The organism is Ralstonia sp. 1B3, assembly GCF_036631435.1.
The window spans coordinates 1-16,826 of sequence record NZ_JAPNUG010000024.1; the positions used below are offsets into that span (position 1 = coordinate 1).

General features: G+C 66.2%; 15 protein-coding genes and 4 pseudogenes. 9 read left to right on the forward strand and 10 right to left on the reverse strand.

Annotation, left to right across the window (positions count from 1 at the left end; translation table 11 throughout):
- The first annotated feature begins 79 nt into the window (after positions 1-79).
- Both OWR21_RS06490 and OWR21_RS06495 read left to right on the forward strand, forming a co-directional pair.
- Positions 80-961 (forward strand): type III pantothenate kinase, encoded by an 882-nt coding sequence (locus OWR21_RS06490; protein ID WP_316888726.1) that lies wholly within the window; start codon positions 80-82, stop codon positions 959-961.
- Between the two features lie 98 nt (positions 962-1,059).
- Positions 1,060-1,845 (forward strand): SPOR domain-containing protein, encoded by a 786-nt coding sequence (locus tag OWR21_RS06495; protein WP_332394820.1) that lies wholly within the window; start codon positions 1,060-1,062, stop codon positions 1,843-1,845.
- A 4-nt stretch (positions 1,846-1,849) separates the two neighbouring features.
- On the opposite strand, the gene rfaE2 is transcribed toward OWR21_RS06495, so the two are convergent.
- Together rfaE2 and OWR21_RS06505 are read right to left on the reverse strand one after the other, a co-directional pair.
- Positions 1,850-2,347, reverse strand: coding sequence for a D-glycero-beta-D-manno-heptose 1-phosphate adenylyltransferase (gene rfaE2 / locus OWR21_RS06500; protein WP_332394821.1), 498 nt, complete (start codon positions 2,345-2,347; stop codon positions 1,850-1,852).
- A gap of 74 nt (positions 2,348-2,421) precedes the next feature.
- On the reverse strand, positions 2,422-3,276 hold the full coding sequence (locus OWR21_RS06505) for a ferritin (protein WP_004633768.1): 855 nt from the start codon (positions 3,274-3,276) through the stop codon (positions 2,422-2,424).
- Positions 3,277-3,679: 403 nt separating this feature from the next.
- Between OWR21_RS06505 and OWR21_RS06510 the strand changes: the two genes are divergently transcribed.
- Positions 3,680-4,375, forward strand: a complete 696-nt coding sequence (locus OWR21_RS06510; RefSeq protein ID WP_332394823.1) for a glutathione peroxidase — start codon at positions 3,680-3,682, stop codon at positions 4,373-4,375.
- Here OWR21_RS06510 and OWR21_RS06515 read toward each other — a convergent pair.
- The 6 genes and pseudogenes from OWR21_RS06515 to OWR21_RS06540 all read right to left on the reverse strand — a co-directional run bounded on the left by OWR21_RS06515 (position 4,376) and on the right by OWR21_RS06540 (position 9,657).
- Positions 4,376-5,558: pseudogene (locus tag OWR21_RS06515) on the reverse strand (patatin-like phospholipase family protein).
- A gap of 3 nt (positions 5,559-5,561) precedes the next feature.
- Positions 5,562-6,452 (reverse strand): annotated as a pseudogene (locus tag OWR21_RS06520) (PhaM family polyhydroxyalkanoate granule multifunctional regulatory protein).
- A gap of 56 nt (positions 6,453-6,508) precedes the next feature.
- Positions 6,509-7,327, reverse strand: a complete 819-nt coding sequence (locus OWR21_RS06525; RefSeq protein ID WP_147213985.1) for an enoyl-CoA hydratase/isomerase family protein — start codon at positions 7,325-7,327, stop codon at positions 6,509-6,511.
- An 80-nt stretch (positions 7,328-7,407) separates the two neighbouring features.
- Entirely contained in the window at positions 7,408-8,571 is a 1,164-nt protein-coding gene (locus OWR21_RS06530) for an ABC transporter substrate-binding protein (RefSeq protein WP_332394824.1), read from the reverse strand.
- Positions 8,572-8,654: 83 nt separating this feature from the next.
- Positions 8,655-8,813, reverse strand: a complete 159-nt coding sequence (locus OWR21_RS06535) for a hypothetical protein (protein WP_332394825.1) — start codon at positions 8,811-8,813, stop codon at positions 8,655-8,657.
- Positions 8,806-9,657, reverse strand: a complete 852-nt coding sequence (locus tag OWR21_RS06540) for an LLM class flavin-dependent oxidoreductase (protein ID WP_332394826.1) — start codon at positions 9,655-9,657, stop codon at positions 8,806-8,808. The genes OWR21_RS06535 and OWR21_RS06540 overlap by 8 nt, the downstream gene beginning before the upstream one ends.
- 102 nt (positions 9,658-9,759) lie before the next feature.
- On the opposite strand from OWR21_RS06540, the pseudogene OWR21_RS06545 reads away from it, so the two are divergent.
- A pseudogene (locus tag OWR21_RS06545) lies at positions 9,760-10,666 on the forward strand (IclR family transcriptional regulator).
- A gap of 3 nt (positions 10,667-10,669) precedes the next feature.
- Here OWR21_RS06545 and OWR21_RS06550 read toward each other — a convergent pair.
- Positions 10,670-11,661: pseudogene (locus OWR21_RS06550) on the reverse strand (fumarylacetoacetate hydrolase family protein).
- Positions 11,662-11,743: 82 nt separating this feature from the next.
- On the opposite strand from OWR21_RS06550, the gene OWR21_RS06555 reads away from it, so the two are divergent.
- From OWR21_RS06555 to OWR21_RS06570, 4 genes are all read left to right on the forward strand, one after another.
- Positions 11,744-12,616, forward strand: coding sequence for an IclR family transcriptional regulator (locus tag OWR21_RS06555; RefSeq protein WP_316888737.1), 873 nt, complete (start codon positions 11,744-11,746; stop codon positions 12,614-12,616).
- Entirely contained in the window at positions 12,582-13,718 is a 1,137-nt protein-coding gene (locus OWR21_RS06560) for a DUF3108 domain-containing protein (RefSeq protein ID WP_442968604.1), read from the forward strand. The genes OWR21_RS06555 and OWR21_RS06560 overlap by 35 nt, the downstream gene beginning before the upstream one ends.
- A gap of 1 nt (position 13,719) precedes the next feature.
- On the forward strand, positions 13,720-14,559 hold the full coding sequence (gene pcaD, locus OWR21_RS06565) for a 3-oxoadipate enol-lactonase (protein WP_332394827.1): 840 nt from the start codon (positions 13,720-13,722) through the stop codon (positions 14,557-14,559).
- 313 nt (positions 14,560-14,872) lie between these two features.
- Positions 14,873-15,130: a BTH_I0359 family protein gene (locus tag OWR21_RS06570; RefSeq protein ID WP_147213979.1), complete on the forward strand. Its 258-nt coding sequence runs from the start codon at positions 14,873-14,875 to the stop codon at positions 15,128-15,130.
- 111 nt (positions 15,131-15,241) lie between these two features.
- On the opposite strand, the gene OWR21_RS06575 is transcribed toward OWR21_RS06570, so the two are convergent.
- Positions 15,242-15,634 carry a rhodanese-like domain-containing protein gene (locus OWR21_RS06575; RefSeq protein ID WP_316888740.1) on the reverse strand — a complete coding sequence of 131 codons (393 nt, stop codon included), beginning with the start codon at positions 15,632-15,634 and terminating at the stop codon, positions 15,242-15,244.
- A 151-nt stretch (positions 15,635-15,785) separates the two neighbouring features.
- On the opposite strand from OWR21_RS06575, the gene OWR21_RS06580 reads away from it, so the two are divergent.
- Positions 15,786-16,826: a homocysteine S-methyltransferase family protein gene (locus OWR21_RS06580; protein WP_147213978.1), complete on the forward strand. Its 1,041-nt coding sequence runs from the start codon at positions 15,786-15,788 to the stop codon at positions 16,824-16,826.

Genomic DNA, 16,826 nt, shown 5'->3' on the forward strand with positions numbered 1-16,826 from the left:
TCGCGATTGAATCGGGCGGACGTGTGCAGTGGGTCCACAGCGGCGAGGTCTCCTTGCGTAGCGCAGACGCGGAGCAGCCATGACACGCCTGAAGGCCTCTGCCGCGCACGCCGCCCCCGCCCGTCCGCTGTTGCTGATCGACGCGGGCAATACGCGCATCAAATGGGCGTGGATTGCCGGTGGTGCCGATGCCGAACTCGCCCTGCCGGAGGAGCCCGGCGGCACGCCCTGGCAGCATGCCGGCGCCCGCGCGCACGATCGATTGGCCGAACTGGTGGAAGACTGGCGCGATTGCCACGCCGCCGGCGTTGCGCCGCCCGAGGTGTGGATCAGCGCGGTGGCCGGTCCGGCACTGCGCGATGCACTCACCGCGCGCATCGCCCGCGTGTTCGACGGCGCGCGCGTGCGCATTGCGGCATCGGAAGACGCCACCGCTGGCCTGCGCAATGGGTATCGCGACCCGTCGCAGCTCGGCACTGACCGATGGGTCGGCGCGGTCGGCGCCCGCCATCTGTGGCCCGACACCGCCCTTCTGCTCGTGACGGCTGGCACCGCCACCACGCTCGACATCGTCACGCCGGATGGCCTGTTTGCCGGTGGCCTGATCCTGCCCGGCCTCACATTGATGATGCGCGCGCTGTCCCGCAACACGGCGCAGTTGCCCGAAGTCGATGTCAGCTACCTGAGTGCGGGCGACGTCGTGGCACCACCCTGGGCCGACAACACGCAAGACGCCATCGCGCTGGGCTGCGTCATCGCGCAGGCGGGCGCGATTGCGCAGACGTGGATGGCACTGCAAAAGCAGCATCCCGGGCCGGCACGCTGCGTGCTGAGCGGCGGGGCGCGCGCTGCGCTGGGGCCGCATCTGCGCATGCCGTTCCAGATGCACGATAATCTCGTGCTGCTCGGCCTGCAGGTGCTGGCGCGCGCGAGCCGGGAAGGTGCCGCGACGCTGGCGTAGCCTCACTTGGCCGCGCTGTCTTCACCTGACGTCTTACCGTTGCTGCTGCTGTGTTCCTGCATTCCGAACCAACCCCCGAATCCACGTCCGTTCGCACCATGACGCTTCGCCTCGCCCTGCTGCTCCTGCTGCTCGTCAACGGCGTTCTGCTCGCGGCCAATACCGGCGTGTTCGGGCCCGAAGTGTCCAAGGCGTGGTTCGAAAGCGAGCGCGAGCCTGACCGCATGCGCCGCCAGATCCGTACCGAAGAGATCCGTATTCTCGAGCCGGCACCCGCTTCTGCTCCAGCCGGCGGCGTACCGAAATCGGCGCCGGCCTCGTCGTCAGCCGCTTCCACGCCTGTCGCGTCGGGCCCACAGGCCAACATCGAACGCACGGCTCTGATCTCCGCCACCACCGCTGACAGCGGCGGCAGTTGCACCGAACTCGGCGGCCTGACCGAAGCACAGGCCACGCGCGGCCTCGATCAGATCAAGCAACTGGCGGGCGTGCAGGTTGAGCGCATCACGCGGCAGGAAGACAACCGCTGGTGGGTCCACATGCCGGCCCGCGACACGCGCGACGACGCCGATCGCAAGGTGGCCGAACTCAAGCGCCGCAACGTGGCGGATTCAGCCATCGTGCAGGAAGGCAATACGTTTGTGGTGTCGCTGGGCCTGTTCCGCGACAAGGAGCGCGCGCAGCAGCGTCTGGACGAACTGCGCGCCAAGGACGTGCGCACGGCCGTGGTCACGCAAACACGCCGGCTTGGCGCGCAGACCACGCTGCGCGTGACCACCACCGCCGATGCGGCTTCGGGCGTCGCAGCCCAGCTGGCCGCACTCAAGAAAAACCTGGGCGCCGAAGACCTGCACGCTTGCGCGGCGGTCACGGCATCGCGCTAAACGCTCAAGACGTCGCGCGCACGCGCTTGAGCAGCGCCGTCGTCGAGCGATCGTGCTCGAACGGAATCGCCAGCGCCGTGCCGCCCCAGCTGCGCACCACACGCGTTTCTTCCAACGCATCGATGTCGTAGTCGCCGCCTTTCACGTAGATGTCAGGGCGCACGCGCTTGATGAGTTCGACCGGCGTGCGCTCGGCAAACACCACCACCAGACTCACCGCTTCGAGGGCGGCCAGCACGGCAAGGCGATCGTCCTGTGTGTTCAGCGGGCGGTCGTCGCCCTTGCCGAGCATCCGCACCGAGGCGTCGGTGTTCACGCCCACCACGAGCGACGCGCCAAGCGCACGCGCCTGCGCCAGATACGTGGCGTGACCGCGATGCAGGATGTCGAACACGCCGTTGGTGAAGACCAAGGGGCGCGGCAAGGCGCGCACGCGGGCTTCCACGTCGGCGGCGTCGCAGATCTTCTGTTCAAAGGCGGGTGCGGGCTGGCGAGCGGTCATGGCAAAAGCGGAATCGGAGTGGAAAACAAAACGGCCCATCGAATCGATGGGCCGCTGGCTGCCAGTGGCAAGGATCAGGCAGCTTGTTCGGCCGAGCCGAGCAGACGTGCGTTCAGTTCCTTGCGGTAGCGGTTCAGGTCTTGCACGGTTTCAAAGGTGCGCTCGAACAGCAGGCCCATGTTGTGCAGGATGCGCTCGATGACCTTCTTTTCCCAGCCGGCGTCGAACTTGATCTGCTCGTCCAGCCAGTGCTCCAGCCAATCCGGGTTCGGCAGGCGCGACTGCACCGTGTCTTGTGGGAACAGCGCCTTGTTGACGTGCAGGTTGGTCGGGTGAAGCGGCTTTTCGGTGCGACGCGCCGAGGCCATCAGCACGCCGATCTTGGCGAATGCGCTGCGCGCGCTGTCGCCAAACTGGCCGAGATATTTCTTCATGTAGCGCAGGTAGGCGCCGCCGTGGCGGGCTTCGTCCTGCGACAGATGCTTGTAGATCGCCTTGATGACCGGCTCGGTGTGCCATTCGGAGGCACGGCGGTACCAATGGTTCAGGCGGATTTCGCCGCAGAAGTGCAGCATCAGCGTTTCCAGCGGCGGAGCCGGATCGAACTCGAAGCGCACGTTGTGCAGCTCTTCCTCAGTCGGCACGAGGTCCGGGCGGAAGCGGCGCAGATACTCCATCAGCACCAGCGAGTGCTTCTGCTCTTCAAAGAACCACACGCTCATGAAGGCCGAAAAATCGGAGTCGTGACGATTGTCACGCAGGAACATCTCGGTGGCCGGCAGGGCTGACCACTCGGTGATGGCATTCATCTTGATGGTCTGCGCTTGCGCGTCGGTCAGCAGCGACGCATCGAACGTGTCCCACGGAATATCCTTTTCCATATTCCAGCGGACCGCTTCCAACGACTTGAACAATTCGGGATAGAGCATGGTAAGCCTTTGAATTTGCAGGCGGATTCTAGCAGACATGCTTGACCGGGCCCTGTTTTTCGTGGTTGCCCGAGCAAAGTTCTGTGTCTGCCCGTTTCCTCGTGACAACAGGCCTGCCGATGCCACAGTTGCAAGGTGGCTTGGCGACCCCTGACGCACGACGCAGTCGCGCGTTGTCTCGCGGTACACCGCGATGTGATCGGCAGCACGCGGCCACCGTCTTTTGTGTCGGACCGGGTCATCGCCCGGCGAGTTCTTCAGTATAGAAAGTGCAGCGATCCGTGCGGCGGATGGCGCGCCACGCATACCGCACATCCCACATGGGGCGACCCCGGCGCGTTATACCCTAGACTGAAGACAAACTCCCGCTCGCCGGCTGAGCGTCCGCTTTTGGAGGATCGCCATGTTGTTTTCTGCCACCGCGTCCGCACGTCGTCCGCGCCTGCAACTGCACACGTCGGGCGTCCTGCGTCGGCACCATCTGCTCATGATCGCTATTGCGATTGCCATTGCGGTCATTGCATTGCTGCTGCCCCGCACGGGGCACGCTGCAACGGCCGGCGTCGCCGCTGCAGCACACGCGCCGGCCGCTGCAGGTGCCTGCCCCGCCAGCCTGAATTTTCGCGTCAAGCGCCTGCAGGACGACGCGCCACAAGACCTTTGCCAGTACGCCGGCCGCGTCCTGCTGGTCGTCAACACCGCGAGCTATTGCGGCTACACGCATCAATACGAAGGGCTCGAAGCGCTGTACGCAAAGTACCGTGACAAGGGGCTGACGGTGCTGGGGTTTCCGTCCAACGACTTCCAGCAAGAACCCGGCAACAGCAAGCAGATCGCCGACTTTTGCTACAACACGTACGGCGTGAAGTTTCCGATGTTCTCGAAGACGGCTGTGGTGGGGGCGAGCGCGTCGCCGCTGTATGCGTGGCTGGCGACGCAGACGGGCCAGCCGCCCAAGTGGAATTTCCACAAATACCTGCTGGACCGCACCGGCCGCGTGGCGGCGGTGTTCCCGAGCAGCGTCGAGCCGAGCGACCCAGCGCTCATCAAGCGCATCGACGCGTTGCTGGCTGAACCGTCGACACGGTCGTCGCGCTGATCAGGCTGCGCGCATCGTGTCCGGAATCGCGCCGTACAGGAACGCTGCCAGTTCGTCGCGGCGCGCCTGCACATCGCGCTCTCCCAGGTCGATCAATTCCTGCGTGAACTCCGGCTCAAGAGCAGATAGCTGGCGAATGCCGCCCCCGCGCCTCAGTGCCGCCCAGCGGCTTGAGCAGTGCGCGCACCGTGCCCGGCAGGCGCTGCACGTGGCGGGAAGCAATCAGTTCGATGCGCTCGGACGGCGCCATGACCAGCACCTCGATCTTGCGCCAGCCGTCGCGTGCGTCGGCAATCTCGGGGTTGCGGGCCACCATGGCGTTGACGTGTTGCAGCCGCTCGATATCGGCCGAAAGCCCGTCGAGAAAGATGCTCGCCAGCGCCTGCCCGGCAATCTGCGCCAGCGACGGATAACCCGACGCCGGTACCGTGTCGTACCAGCCCGGCTGCGAGCGGGACGCGGCACCCACCACCAGAATGCGATTCGCGCCCAGATGAATGGCGGGGCTCAACGGCGACATCTGCCGCATCGTGCCGTCGCCGAACCATTCGTCGTTCCCTTCGAGCGGCACCGGCTCGGCCGGGAAGACGAACGGGATGCTCGACGACGCCAGCATGTGCGACACGCCGATCTGATCCGACACCGCAATCCGCTGCGACCGCCGCCACGGCAGCACCACGTGCGGCGATTGATAGAACGTGACGTGACGCCCCGTGGTGTAAGACAGCGCGGTGATGGCCAGCGCGCGCAGCGCTCCGGCGTCGAATGCAGCCTGCACCTGCTGACCGTCGTGTTGCGATTCAAGCAGCTCGCGCAGCGGTGTGTTGTCGAACAGCGCGCGCGGCGTGCGGCCGGTCATCCAGCCGAACGCCAGTGCGGTCAGCCAGCGCGCGCCGCTGGAGCCGACGCGGCCGACGTCCGTGCGATAGACGCGATCGGCATGCAGGCTGCCCCAGAGCTGGGTCAGCGCCTCGGTAGCGAGCGTGAAATCCTGCGCGCCGCGTGCGAGGCCCAGACTGTTGATCGCGCCCGCCGATGTCCCGCAAATGACGTCGAACGGCGTGCGCGCCACATCCGGCGCATACTCGCGCGCCAACCCTGCGATGCCGCGCAGCACGCCGACCTGATAGGCGGCACGCGCGCCGCCGCCCATCATCAAGAGTGCAGTGCAGTCTGTCGACATCAATCAGGGCGCGTCGTTGTTGGGCTTATGCGATGCAGACTTCGCCGGCGCTTTCTTGGCAGCGGCCTTTTGGTGGCGGGCTTCGCCGTCTTGCCTGCAGGCGTCTTGGCGGCCGGCTTCTGCGCCGACTTGGCGGCAGCGCGTTTGGGCTTGGCCGGCGCCGGCGTGCCTTCGATATCTTCCGGCGCGGCATCCAGGCCTTCCGCGCCAGGGGCGCCGCCAAACCCGGGGAAGCCGCCCGGGAAGCCCGGCATCAGGTTTTGCGGCATCGGCATGGCCGCCGCCGCGGAGCTGGCGATCTGGTTGAACTGCTGCTGCAGCATGTTCCACCACGGTGAAGGGTCAAGCGCGGCCGCGGCCGCGGCGGCGCGGGCGGCTGCTTGTGCCTGCGCAGCGGCCTGGGCTTGAGCCTGGGCATTCTCGGCGCGGGCTTCGGCCTGATCGTCGTCGGTGTCTTCTTCCGCCTCGTCTGCGTCTTCAGGCGGTTCGTCTTCGGCCGGCTTGGCCGTGGCGGCGGTGTGCGGCCAAGCAGGTTTGGATGCCTCGTCGGAAGACGATGCCGACGAGGACGCGTCCGGCGTCAGCCCGTCGAACGCAGACTTCATGGCCTCGGGCGACAGTGCGGAGCCGAACGTCTGCAAGGCCACCAGCGTGGCGCGCTGCACCTCCAGGCCCTGGATTGCCGTGCGCAGCAGGCTGGCGTTCAGTTGCAGCCAGCTCTCCACGGCGCGCAGGTCGTGGATGCGCTTGTCGATTTCCTCAAGATCCATCGGCGGCGCGGCAAAGCTCGCCATGTTGGGCATGCCGCCACCGGCCATCCCGGCAAAGCCGCCCCCACAACTTGCGCAAGAATTCAAAACCGCCTTCGGCGAAATTGGGCATCTGGGTGAACATGGTGTCTCCTACAAATCGGTCGAGGGTCGGGCGCGCTTGCGAGTCTTCATCTTCAATCACGCGCCGTCGAACGTGGGCGGACGTTTCTGGCGCAGGCTCGCAATGCCCTCGCGCACGTCGGGGCCCGCAAAACCCATGAATTCAAGCGCCAGCGACGTATCGAAACTTGGGCCGGCCATGCGCAGCCAGTTGTTCAGCGCGTACTTTGTCCAGCGGATGGCCGTCTGCGAACCGGCCGCCAAGCGCTCGGCGACTTCGAATGCGCGGTTGACGAGTTCCGATTCGGGCACGGCCAGCGAAACCAGCCCGATGCGCTCGGCCTCCTCGCCGGTCATGGATTCGCACAGCAGCAGGTAATACTTGGCCTTGGCCATGCCGCACAACAGCGGCCAGACAATCGCGGCATGGTCGCCCGCCGCCACGCCCAGGCGCGTGTGGCCGTCGACGATGCGTGCATCCTTCGCGGCGATCGAAATATCGGCCAGCAATCCGGCGACCAGCCCTGCCCCCACGGCCGGGCCGTGCATGGCGCTGACAATCGGCTTGTCGCAGTTGATGACGTTGTAGACGAGGTCGCGCGCCTCGTGCCAGACCCGCGTGCGCACCTCGAAGTCGTCGGCCATCTGCTCGACGAGGTGCAGATCGCCGCCGGCCGAGAAGCCCTTGCCCTCACCGCGGATCAGCGCGACGCGCACCGACGGCTCGGCGGACACATCGCGCCAGATTTCCGCCAGCTCGCGGTGCAGGCCGGCATCGGCGGTGGACAGCTTGCGGTTGGCGGACTGCGCCGCACCCATCACGATTTCGAGGATCGGGCCGTGCTGGACGAGCGTCAGCGCCTGGTAGCGGGCAAAGCGGGGAGCGAGCGAGGTCATGGCGTCCGAGGTAATGGATCAAGCATAGCGGATGAGACTGCGCGTGCAACGCGGGATGTGCGCCATCGTCACCGTCACTGTCACTTCGCGGTATCGGCCAGGTGCCATTGGCCGCGGCGGATCTGCGCCATCACGCGGGCACGCTGGTCCAGGCCGACGTGGTCTTGCGGGCTCATGTTGACCACGCCAGTGCTGGTCGGCAGATCGCGCACCTGCTCCAGTGCGTCGCGCAGCGCCTCACGAAAGGCCGGGGTGCCCGGCTTGGCGCGCTTGAGGGCCACCGGCACCGCACGCTGCAACAGCAAGCCGATGTCGCCCGTGTAGGCGGCGAAGATCGACACGCTGCCCTTGCCAAAGGCGGCCTCGTAGCGATGGGCAAAATCCATCGCCTGCTTCTTGGTCGGATTGGCGTCGGGCAACTCGGCCGCAACCATCACGGGGCCGGTCGGCACGTAGGCGCCTTCGCAGTCCTTGCCGCACAGCTTGACGAAATCGTTGTTGGAAACGCCGTGGTTGAAGTAGATCTTGCCGGTGTAGCCGCGCTCAGCCAGCGCGCGGGCCGGCAGTGCGGCGGGCGTTCCGGAGCCGCCAATCACCACCGCATCAGGCTTGTTGGCCAGCAGATGCAGCACCTGCGCGGTCACGCTGTTGTCGGTGGGCGAAAAGCGCTCCGTATCAGTGATGCGGATGTGCTTGAGATCGGCAAAGCGCTGCACCTCCGCAAGGAAGGCCTCGCCGAGCGCGTTGGCAAAACCGATGTAGGCGATCGTCTTCACGCCGTGCGCTGCGGCGTGCTCCGCAATGAGCGACGCCATGTGTGAGTCCGAATGCGGCGTCTTGAAGATCCAGCGCCGCTTGGCATCCATCGGCTCGATCAAGCGGGCAGACGAGGCCAGCGAGATGACGGGCGTCTTGCCTTCGGCCGCCGCGTCGATCATCGCCAGCGTATTCGGCGTCGTGGACGAGCCGACGATCACGTCAACGTTCGACTCGCTCATCAGCTTGCGCGTGTTGGTGACCGCGCGCGTGGTGTCCGACGCATCGTCGAGCACGATCACGTCGACTTTTTCACTGCCGATCTCGCGCGGCCACAGCGTGGTGGCGTTCTTCTCGGGCTGCCCCAGCGACGCCTGCGGCCCGGTGGCCGACACCGTGACCCCGATACGAATATCCGCCAGCGCGGCGGAAGACAACAAAGCCAAACCAGCCAGTACGCCTGCGTGTCGCCGCTTCGGTCGCTGCATTGGGGTCTCCTCCCGTGGTTTGGCAGTGAGCGTAGCGGTTTTGCGGCGGTTTGGCGATGCGGAGTCGCCCAGGCTGGACAGGTTCAGGCAGCGAGCGCCGTGATGCCGGCGCGCGGCAGTGCATCCTCTACCAACGCGCGCATCGATTCGAGCACCGCCGATTGCGGCATCAACCCGAAGTTGTGCAGCGCCATCACATGGTCGACGCCCATGTCGGACAGCTGCGCGAGCTTTTCAGCCACCGCGTCGGGCGTGCCGAACAACGACAGGCCGCTGGCGAGCACATCGTCGTACGTCTGGCGACGCGCGTAGAGCCGCGTGGCGACGTACAGGTCGAATGCGTCGGCGGCCGTTGCACGCACGGCGGCTTCGGTCGGGCCCACATGCGTGCAGCGCGACGGCCGCCATGCCGCGCGTGTCGGCAATGCCTGCTTCCGCCAGGCCACGGCGGTATTCGTCCATCAACGTGCGGATGTCCTCAAAACTCTCGACCGAGGCATACGGCACGAACAGCATGCGCCGCCCCTGCCGGCCAATGTGATACGCCGCCTCTGGCCGCAGGATCGCCACATGGATCGGCACGCGGGCCTGCACCGGCAGAACGTTGAGGCGCACGTCGCGCAGCGTGTGGAACTGGCCCGCGTGATGCACGCGCTCGCCGGAAAGCAGGCGCTCGACAAGCATCAGCGCTTCGTCAAAGCGCTCGCGCTTGACGGCGGGGTCGACGTCGTAGCCTTCGAACTCGTGCTTGAGGTAGCCCGAGCCCACGCCCAGCGACAACCGCCCGCCCGAAAGCGCATCGACCATCGCGTAGTTCTCGGCTACCGTGGCCGGATGATGGAAGGTCAGGATCGAGATGGCCGTGCCCAGTCGCAGGCGTTGCGTCTGCGCGGCCAGATGCGACAGAAAGACTGCGGGGTTGGGAACGGCGCCGTACTCGTGAAAGTGATGCTCGGCCACCCAGAAGGTGTCGTAGCCGAGCGCTTCGGCGTGGCGCGCCTGGGCGATGACGTCTGCGTAGAGTTGCGGCAGACTGCGGGGCCGGTCGGGGTAATGGTCCTGCACGGAAAAGATCGACAGCTTCATGGCGTCTCCCGGTTTCGAGGTCTTTTCCAGCGCGAAGGCCGCCGCGCCGGTTGTATCTTTTACGTAACGCGTATCTTATAAAGCGACATCCGAGACTTCAAGATGCCCATCGACGACCCGCTGCCGCCGGATACCTCACCCGAAGACCTGCCCACAGAAGACGCCACGCCGGAACGCACCAGCGCCGGCATCCAGTCCGCCGAGATCGCGCTGAGCGTGCTTTCGGCGATGGCGCATGCCGGTGGCGCCCATGCCGTCTCCGAACTCGGTCGGCAGCTGGGCATGCCGCGCGCGAAGGTGCATCGCTATCTGGTGTCGCTGGAACGCATGGGTTTTGTCGAGCAGGACCCGGCCTCCGCCCGTTACCGGCTGGGCGCGCAGGCGTTGCAGGTGGGGCTGTCGGCGCTGTCCGACGTGGATTTCGTGCGCGAGGGCAGCAACCTGCTGCCCAAGCTGGCCGAACGGCTGAACGAAAGCGTGTTCTGTCGATCTGGACCGCGCGCGGCCCCGTCATCGTGCGCTGGGAAGACAGCGGCCGGCCGGTGGCGGTCAATGTGCGGGTGGGCTCGGTCATGCCGCTGCTGAATTCGGCCACGGGCCAGGCGTGCGCCGCGTGGGTGCCGAAATCCAGATCGTCTCGCTCATCGACCGTGAATTGCGCGGGCCCGGCGCCGGCAAGGCGGGCCTGACCGACTGGCTGAACTGCCGCGCGCGCTGGCAGGCGGTGCGGCAGGAAGGCGTCGCGCGAATCGGCGGGACATTGGTGCACGGCATCGATTCGGTGGCCGTGCCGGTGCTCGATTCACAAGGCAAGCTGGCCGGGGCCATCACGGCGCTGGGCTTGTCCAGCGTGTTCGATTCGAGCTTGGAGGGGCCCGCGTCGCGGCTGCTGCGCGAGGCCGGGCGGACGCTATCGCTGCGCCTGGGGTATCACGGGCAGGCGCTGACGGCCGGTGCCGCTGCGCCAAAGCGGGGGCGCCGTCCGAGGACGGCACCCGAATCCGCTTAAGCCTTACGCTTGCGTGCCCGGCGCGACCACTTCCTGGTCGATCGCCCCGAAAATCGACACGCCGTTGGCGTCGAACATCTCGATCTTCACGGTGTCGCCGTAGCGCATGTATTCGGTGACGGGCGCGCCGGATTCGATGGTTTCCAGCATGCGTTTCTCGGCAATGCACGCGTACCCCTTGCTACGGTCCACGTTCGAAATCGTGCCGGAGCCGACGATGCTGCCCGCGCGCACGTTGCGCGTCTTGCAGATATGCGCGATCAGCTGGCCGAAGTCGAACACCATGTCGGTGCCGCACTCGGGCTGGCCAACCTTCTTGTTGTTCCAGCGCACCGTCATCGGCAGATGCACCTTGCGGTCGCGCCAGGCCTCGCCCAATTCATCGGGCGTGACGGCCACGGGTGAAAACGCCGTTGCCGGCTTGCTCTGGAAGAAGCCGAAACCCTTGCTCAACTCAGCCGGGATCAGATTGCGCAGCGACACATCGTTGGCCAGCATGATCAGGCGGATGCCCTCGGCGGCGGCGGCCGGCTCAGTGCCCATCGACACGTCGCCGGTGATGACGGCCACCTCGGCTTCGAAATCGATGCCGAACGCTTCGCTGCGGCAGACGATGGGGTCGTGCGCGCCCGCCAGGTCATCCGAGCCGCCCTGGTACATCAGCGGGTCGGTCCAGAACTCGGGGGCATCTCGGCGCCCCGCGCCTTGCGCACCAATTCAACGTGGTTCACATAGGCCGAGCCGTCGGCCCATTGGTACGCGCGCGGCAGCGGCGCCATGCAGTTGGCCGGGTCGAATGCAAACGGATGGCGTGCGCGGCCCGCGTTCAGCTGGTCGTACAGATCCTGCAGTTGCGGCGCATGGAAGGCCCAGTCGTCGAGCGCGCGCTGCAGCGTGCCGGCGATGTGCGTGGCGAAGTGAGCGGTCTTCAGGTCGCGCGAGACCACGGCGAGTTGGCCGTCGCGCGAGCCATCCTTGAGGGTGGCGAGTTTCATGTGCGTTGTATGGAGAAAGGCTGCGCGGATGGTACACCGAGCATCGGCTAAACTGGCCCGAACCGATCCCTGACCCGTCACCATGTCACCGCTGCCCGCCGACACCGATCTCGACCTGGAGCCCGATGCCGATGGTGAATTGGATGCGCCCGCGCGCTCGGGCATCCAGTCCATCGAAGTCGGCTTCCGGCTTCTGGAAGTGCTCACGCACACCACTGGGCCGATGATGCTGCGCGACCTCGCGCGTGCCGCGCCCATGAACCCCGCCAAGGCGCACCGTTATCTGGTGAGCTTTGCGCGGCTGGGGCTCGTCACGCAAACGCCTGAGGGCCGTTACGACCTCGGCCCGTTCGCGCTGGAAATGGGCTTGGTGAGCCTGAACCGGCAAGATCCGATGCGCCGCGCCCGGCCCGCTGCCGCCGCCCTGCGCGACGAGATCGATCACACCATCGGCCTGGCTGTCTGGGGTAACCAGGGCCCGGCCATCGTCCACTGGGAAGAAGCAAGCCACCCTGTGACGGTCAGCCTGCGCCTGGGGGATGTGATGCCGATGCTGAACTCCGCCACCGGCCGCGTGTTCGGCGCGTACTTGCCGCGCGCGCAAACGCGCTCGTTCGTCCAGCGCGAACTCGATCGCATTGCGGCCAAAGGCGAGTCCGGCGACACCGAGAACCCGGAGCTGCCGCAAACGCTCGAAGCCTACGACGCCATCTGCGCCGACGTGCGCTTGCACGGCGCCTCGCGCATCCACGGCGGCGTACTTCCGGGCATCAACGCGATGTCGCTGCCCGTATTCGACGCCAACGGCCAACTGTGCCTTGCGCTGATCGCGCTGGGCGCACAAAGCACCTTCGACACCACCTGGAGCAGCCCGCTGGAGCGGCGCTTGCGGCTGGCCGCACAACAGCTTTCCGCCGACCTTGGATACGTTGCCCCCAACGCCCCGCAATCCTGACGAACTGAGTACCGACGACGTGCCATCGCGCAGGCGCCGTTTCCATCGGCTTGGCCGTCTCGGGGTGGTGCTATTGGCCGTGCTTGTGCTGCATGTCGTTGCCGTCGTGTGGATCGCGCGCAGCCGTCAGGTGACGTGGCCGCCCGCGCCGGAGCAGATCATCCCCGCGCTGCTGCTGCAACCGGAGCCGGTGCAGCCGCCACCGCCTCCGGCCGCGCCCAAGCCCCAGCCTGCTCCGAGTCGTCCGCACCCCCAGGTCGCACCCGCCCCAGCGCCGGCTCCCACCCCGCTCGCGCCCGACGTGGCAAGCATGGACCCATCCGAGTTCACGAGCGCCGGCGCCCAAGCCTCCGGCGATACCGGGGTGATCACGGATCTCAGTGGCGAAGGCCCGAGCGGGCCGGCCGCTCCGCCGGGGGATGCCTTTTCACTGCCGCCCTCCGCCACGCTGCGGTACGCCACCTACGTCAACGGCGTGCGCAACGAGGACGGTGTGATCCGTTGGGCCACCGATGGCAAAACTTACACGCTGGCCGTGGAAATTCCCTTGCCGCTGTTCTTCGGCACGCTCGCGTTTCGCAGCGCCGGCATCGTGGGTACGTATGGCCTGACGCCCATGCGGTACGAAGAAGTGCGCGGCCGCCGACAACCCGACGTCACCACGTTCCACTACGCGGCCGGCACCCCACCGGCGTCCGGGCCCCAGAGCGCATCCACCGTCACATTCACGCGCACGCCGGCCGTGCTGCCCTTGCCCGAGGGCACGCAAGACCGCTTCAGCGTCTTCCTCCAATTGACCGGCTTGGCCCGGGGCGGCCCCGAGCGCATCGCCAGCCCCGGCCTCACGCTGGAATTCCCGATCGCCGATACCGACAGCGTGGAAGTCGCCCGCGTCCAGCACATCGGCGAGGAGAGCGTCGACACGCCGAACGGCACGATTCGTGCGCAGCACTTCATACGGCTGCCACGCCGTGCAGACGACAAGCGCCGCGTGGAGATCTGGCTGTCCCCCGATCGCGGCTGGCTGCCGGTACGCCTGCGCCAGACCGAGCCCAACGGCATGCAGTTCGATCTGGTCTACCAGTCCCAGGAAGGAGGCTGACATGGACGCCAACGCCCTCTCCAATTCCGGCACGGTGCACGCCAACGACATCGACATCCACTACCGCACCGATGGCGCAGACGGGCCATGGATCGTGCTCGCCCATGCCTTAGGTGTCGACAACGAACTGTGGGACAGCATCGCGCAGAAGCTGGCCAGCCGCTACCGAGTGCTCCGCTACGACGCACGCGGCCACGGCAAGACCAGTGCCCCGCATGGCCCTTACACGCTGTTCCAGATGGCAGACGATGTGGCCGGCTTGCTCGACGCGCTGTCGATTGAACAGATGCATTTCGTTGGCCTGTCGATGGGCGGCATGGTTGGGCAGGTCCTGGGCGTGCGGCACCCGCATCGGCTGCGGTCGCTCACCCTGTGCGACACCGTGTCCTACACGCCCGTGTCGGCGCACGCCATGTGGGACGAACGCATCGGCCAGGTGGAAGCACACGGGATGAGCGGCATTGTCGAACCCACGATGCAGCGCTGGTTGACCACACCGTTTCGTGAGGCCCATCCCGACGTCGTTGAACGCATCCGCAACTTGCTGCGCGCCACGCCGCCCCACGGCTATGTCGGGGCGTGCCTGGCCATCAAGGCGCTCGACACACGCAGCTCACTCGCGCGCATCGCGTGCCCCACGCTCGTCATGACAGGCGAGCAAGACACCGGCGCGCCCGTGGAAGCAGCACGCGAAATCGCCTCGCACATTCCCGACGCACGTTTGAAAGTGATCCCGCATGCGGCGCACCTGGCCCCTATCGAACAGGAGGATGCCTTTCTCGCCGATCTGGATGAGTTCCTCGGGCACGCAGGATGCGGGAGTCAATGTGACACGCCATGAGGCCTGCTTGCCTTGCCGATAGTTGCAGGCGCCCGCACACGGCCCCTCGTCTACCGGCCGAACGGCGGAAGGGCGCTTGCTTCTTTCGGTGCAGGACAGGAAAGGTCTTGTTACGCGATCACAACGCACGTCACACATTTCGCCTCGCGTTCGCGAACTTTGTGACCGATCATGAAGCCGAAGGGGTAGATGAAACGGTCATGAGGCGGGAGCTGATCGGCCCTTGAAGTCGTGATGGTGGGCCCCATCTACCCGGTGCAGCAGTAGAGCAGTCCCCACAACAGCAAGACGATTGACGCCTCGGAGGTGCACCATGCAGATGATCTACAACAGCGACAACTACTGTGTTGTTGAGTTCGGTGTAGACGGCCAACACGCCATTCTGGCAGCGGGCGGCTACGAGATCGTGGACAAGAACCTCAAACGTGAGATCTTCCTCGGGGGCGAGCTGGCCGAGCATTTCCGCGAGGACGTGAAAAAGCTGATCGCCAGCGAGCCGACCGTTGAAGAAGTCGACGATTTTCTCGGCAAATTCGACACGGTGATGACGCAACCGGTCACGATGCACTGATGTACTCCGCGGGCGCAACGGCCCGCCACGCGAACCAACCAAAACGCCCGGAGCATGGCGCTGCCGGGCGTTTTTCATGTGCCGACCGGCTATCGCGGCGATAGCTTCGTTCTAGCACTGCTCCCACGGCAGGCCGGCATGGCGCCAGCCGTTGAGGGTGTTGCGATGGCGCGTGCCGTCCAGATCGCCCTCGAAGCCGTGGCGGACCACGTAGACATCCCGGAAACCCGCCTCTTCCAGCGCATGCGCGGCAGCCGCCGAGCGATTGCCGCTGCGGCAAATCAACACAACGGGGCGCTCGACGCCATGGCCGCTCAGTTTGCGCACGGTCGGCACGAATTCGGGGTTCACTTCCCAATGCGGGCCGTCGTTCCACGAGACGTGGTGGGCGCCGGCCGGATGTCCCACGAACAGGTGTTCCATTTCGCTGCGGCAGTCGACAAACAGCGCGGCGGGTGTGCGTTCCAGGAAGGCGTGAGCGTCTGCGGGATCAAGCAATTGCATGGCGGGCATCGGACGGGCAAATGACGTGATGTGGATTATAGGAGCGCGATTGCCCACAACGGCGGCAAGTCATTGATGCGACTGGTAAAATTCTTCTTTGGCCGCAAATTTTGAATAGTTGACCGGCCGCTGCACCTCGGAGTCCCTCCTCATGACCGCGCCCCTGCCCTACACCCGTGCCGCCAACCTGCCCGCGCTGCTGCGCGACCGCATCCTGATCCTGGACGGCGCGATGGGCACCATGATCCAGCGCTACAAGCTGACCGAGGCGCAATACCGCGGCGAGCGTTTTGCCGACCACCCGATCGACGTGAAGGGCAACAACGAGCTGCTGCTGCTCACGCGCCCCGACGTCATCCGTGAAATCCACGAGCAATACTTGGCCGCCGGCGCGGACCTGATCGAAACCAACACCTTCGGTGCGACGACCATCGCGCAGGAGGACTACAAGATGGCGGATCTGGCGTACGAGATGAACGTCGTGGCCGCCCGCCTCGCACGCGAGGCCTGCGACAAATACAGCACGCCCGACAAGCCGCGCTTTGTCGCCGGCGCCTTTGGCCCGACGCCCAAGACCGCCAGCATTTCGCCCGACGTGAACGACCCGGGCGCCCGCAACGTCAGCTTCGACCAACTGCGCGACGCGTATTACGAGCAGGGCAAGGCGCTGCTCGAAGGCGGCGCGGACGTGTTCCTGGTCGAAACCATCTTCGACACGCTCAACGCCAAGGCGGCGCTGTTCGCCATCGATCAGCTCTTTGAAGACACCGGTGAGCGCGTGCCCGTGATGATCTCCGGCACGGTGACCGACGCCTCGGGTCGCATTCTCTCGGGCCAGACCGTCGAGGCGTTCTGGAACAGCCTGCGCCACGCCAAGCCGATCACCTTCGGCCTGAACTGTGCGCTGGGTGCGGCGCTGATGCGTCCGTACATCGCCGAGCTGGCGAAGATCTGCGACACGGCCGTCTCGTGCTACCCCAACGCCGGCCTGCCCAACCCGATGAGCGACACGGGCTTCGATGAAACGCCTGACGTCACGTCCAGCCTGGTCGACGAATTTGCTTCGGCCGGCCTGGTGAATCTCGTGGGCGGTTGCTGCGGCACCACGCCCGAGCACATCAAGGCGATTGCCGAGCGCGTGGCCAACCGCAAGCCGCGCGCATGGCCCGGCCAGTATCTCGAAGCCGCCTGA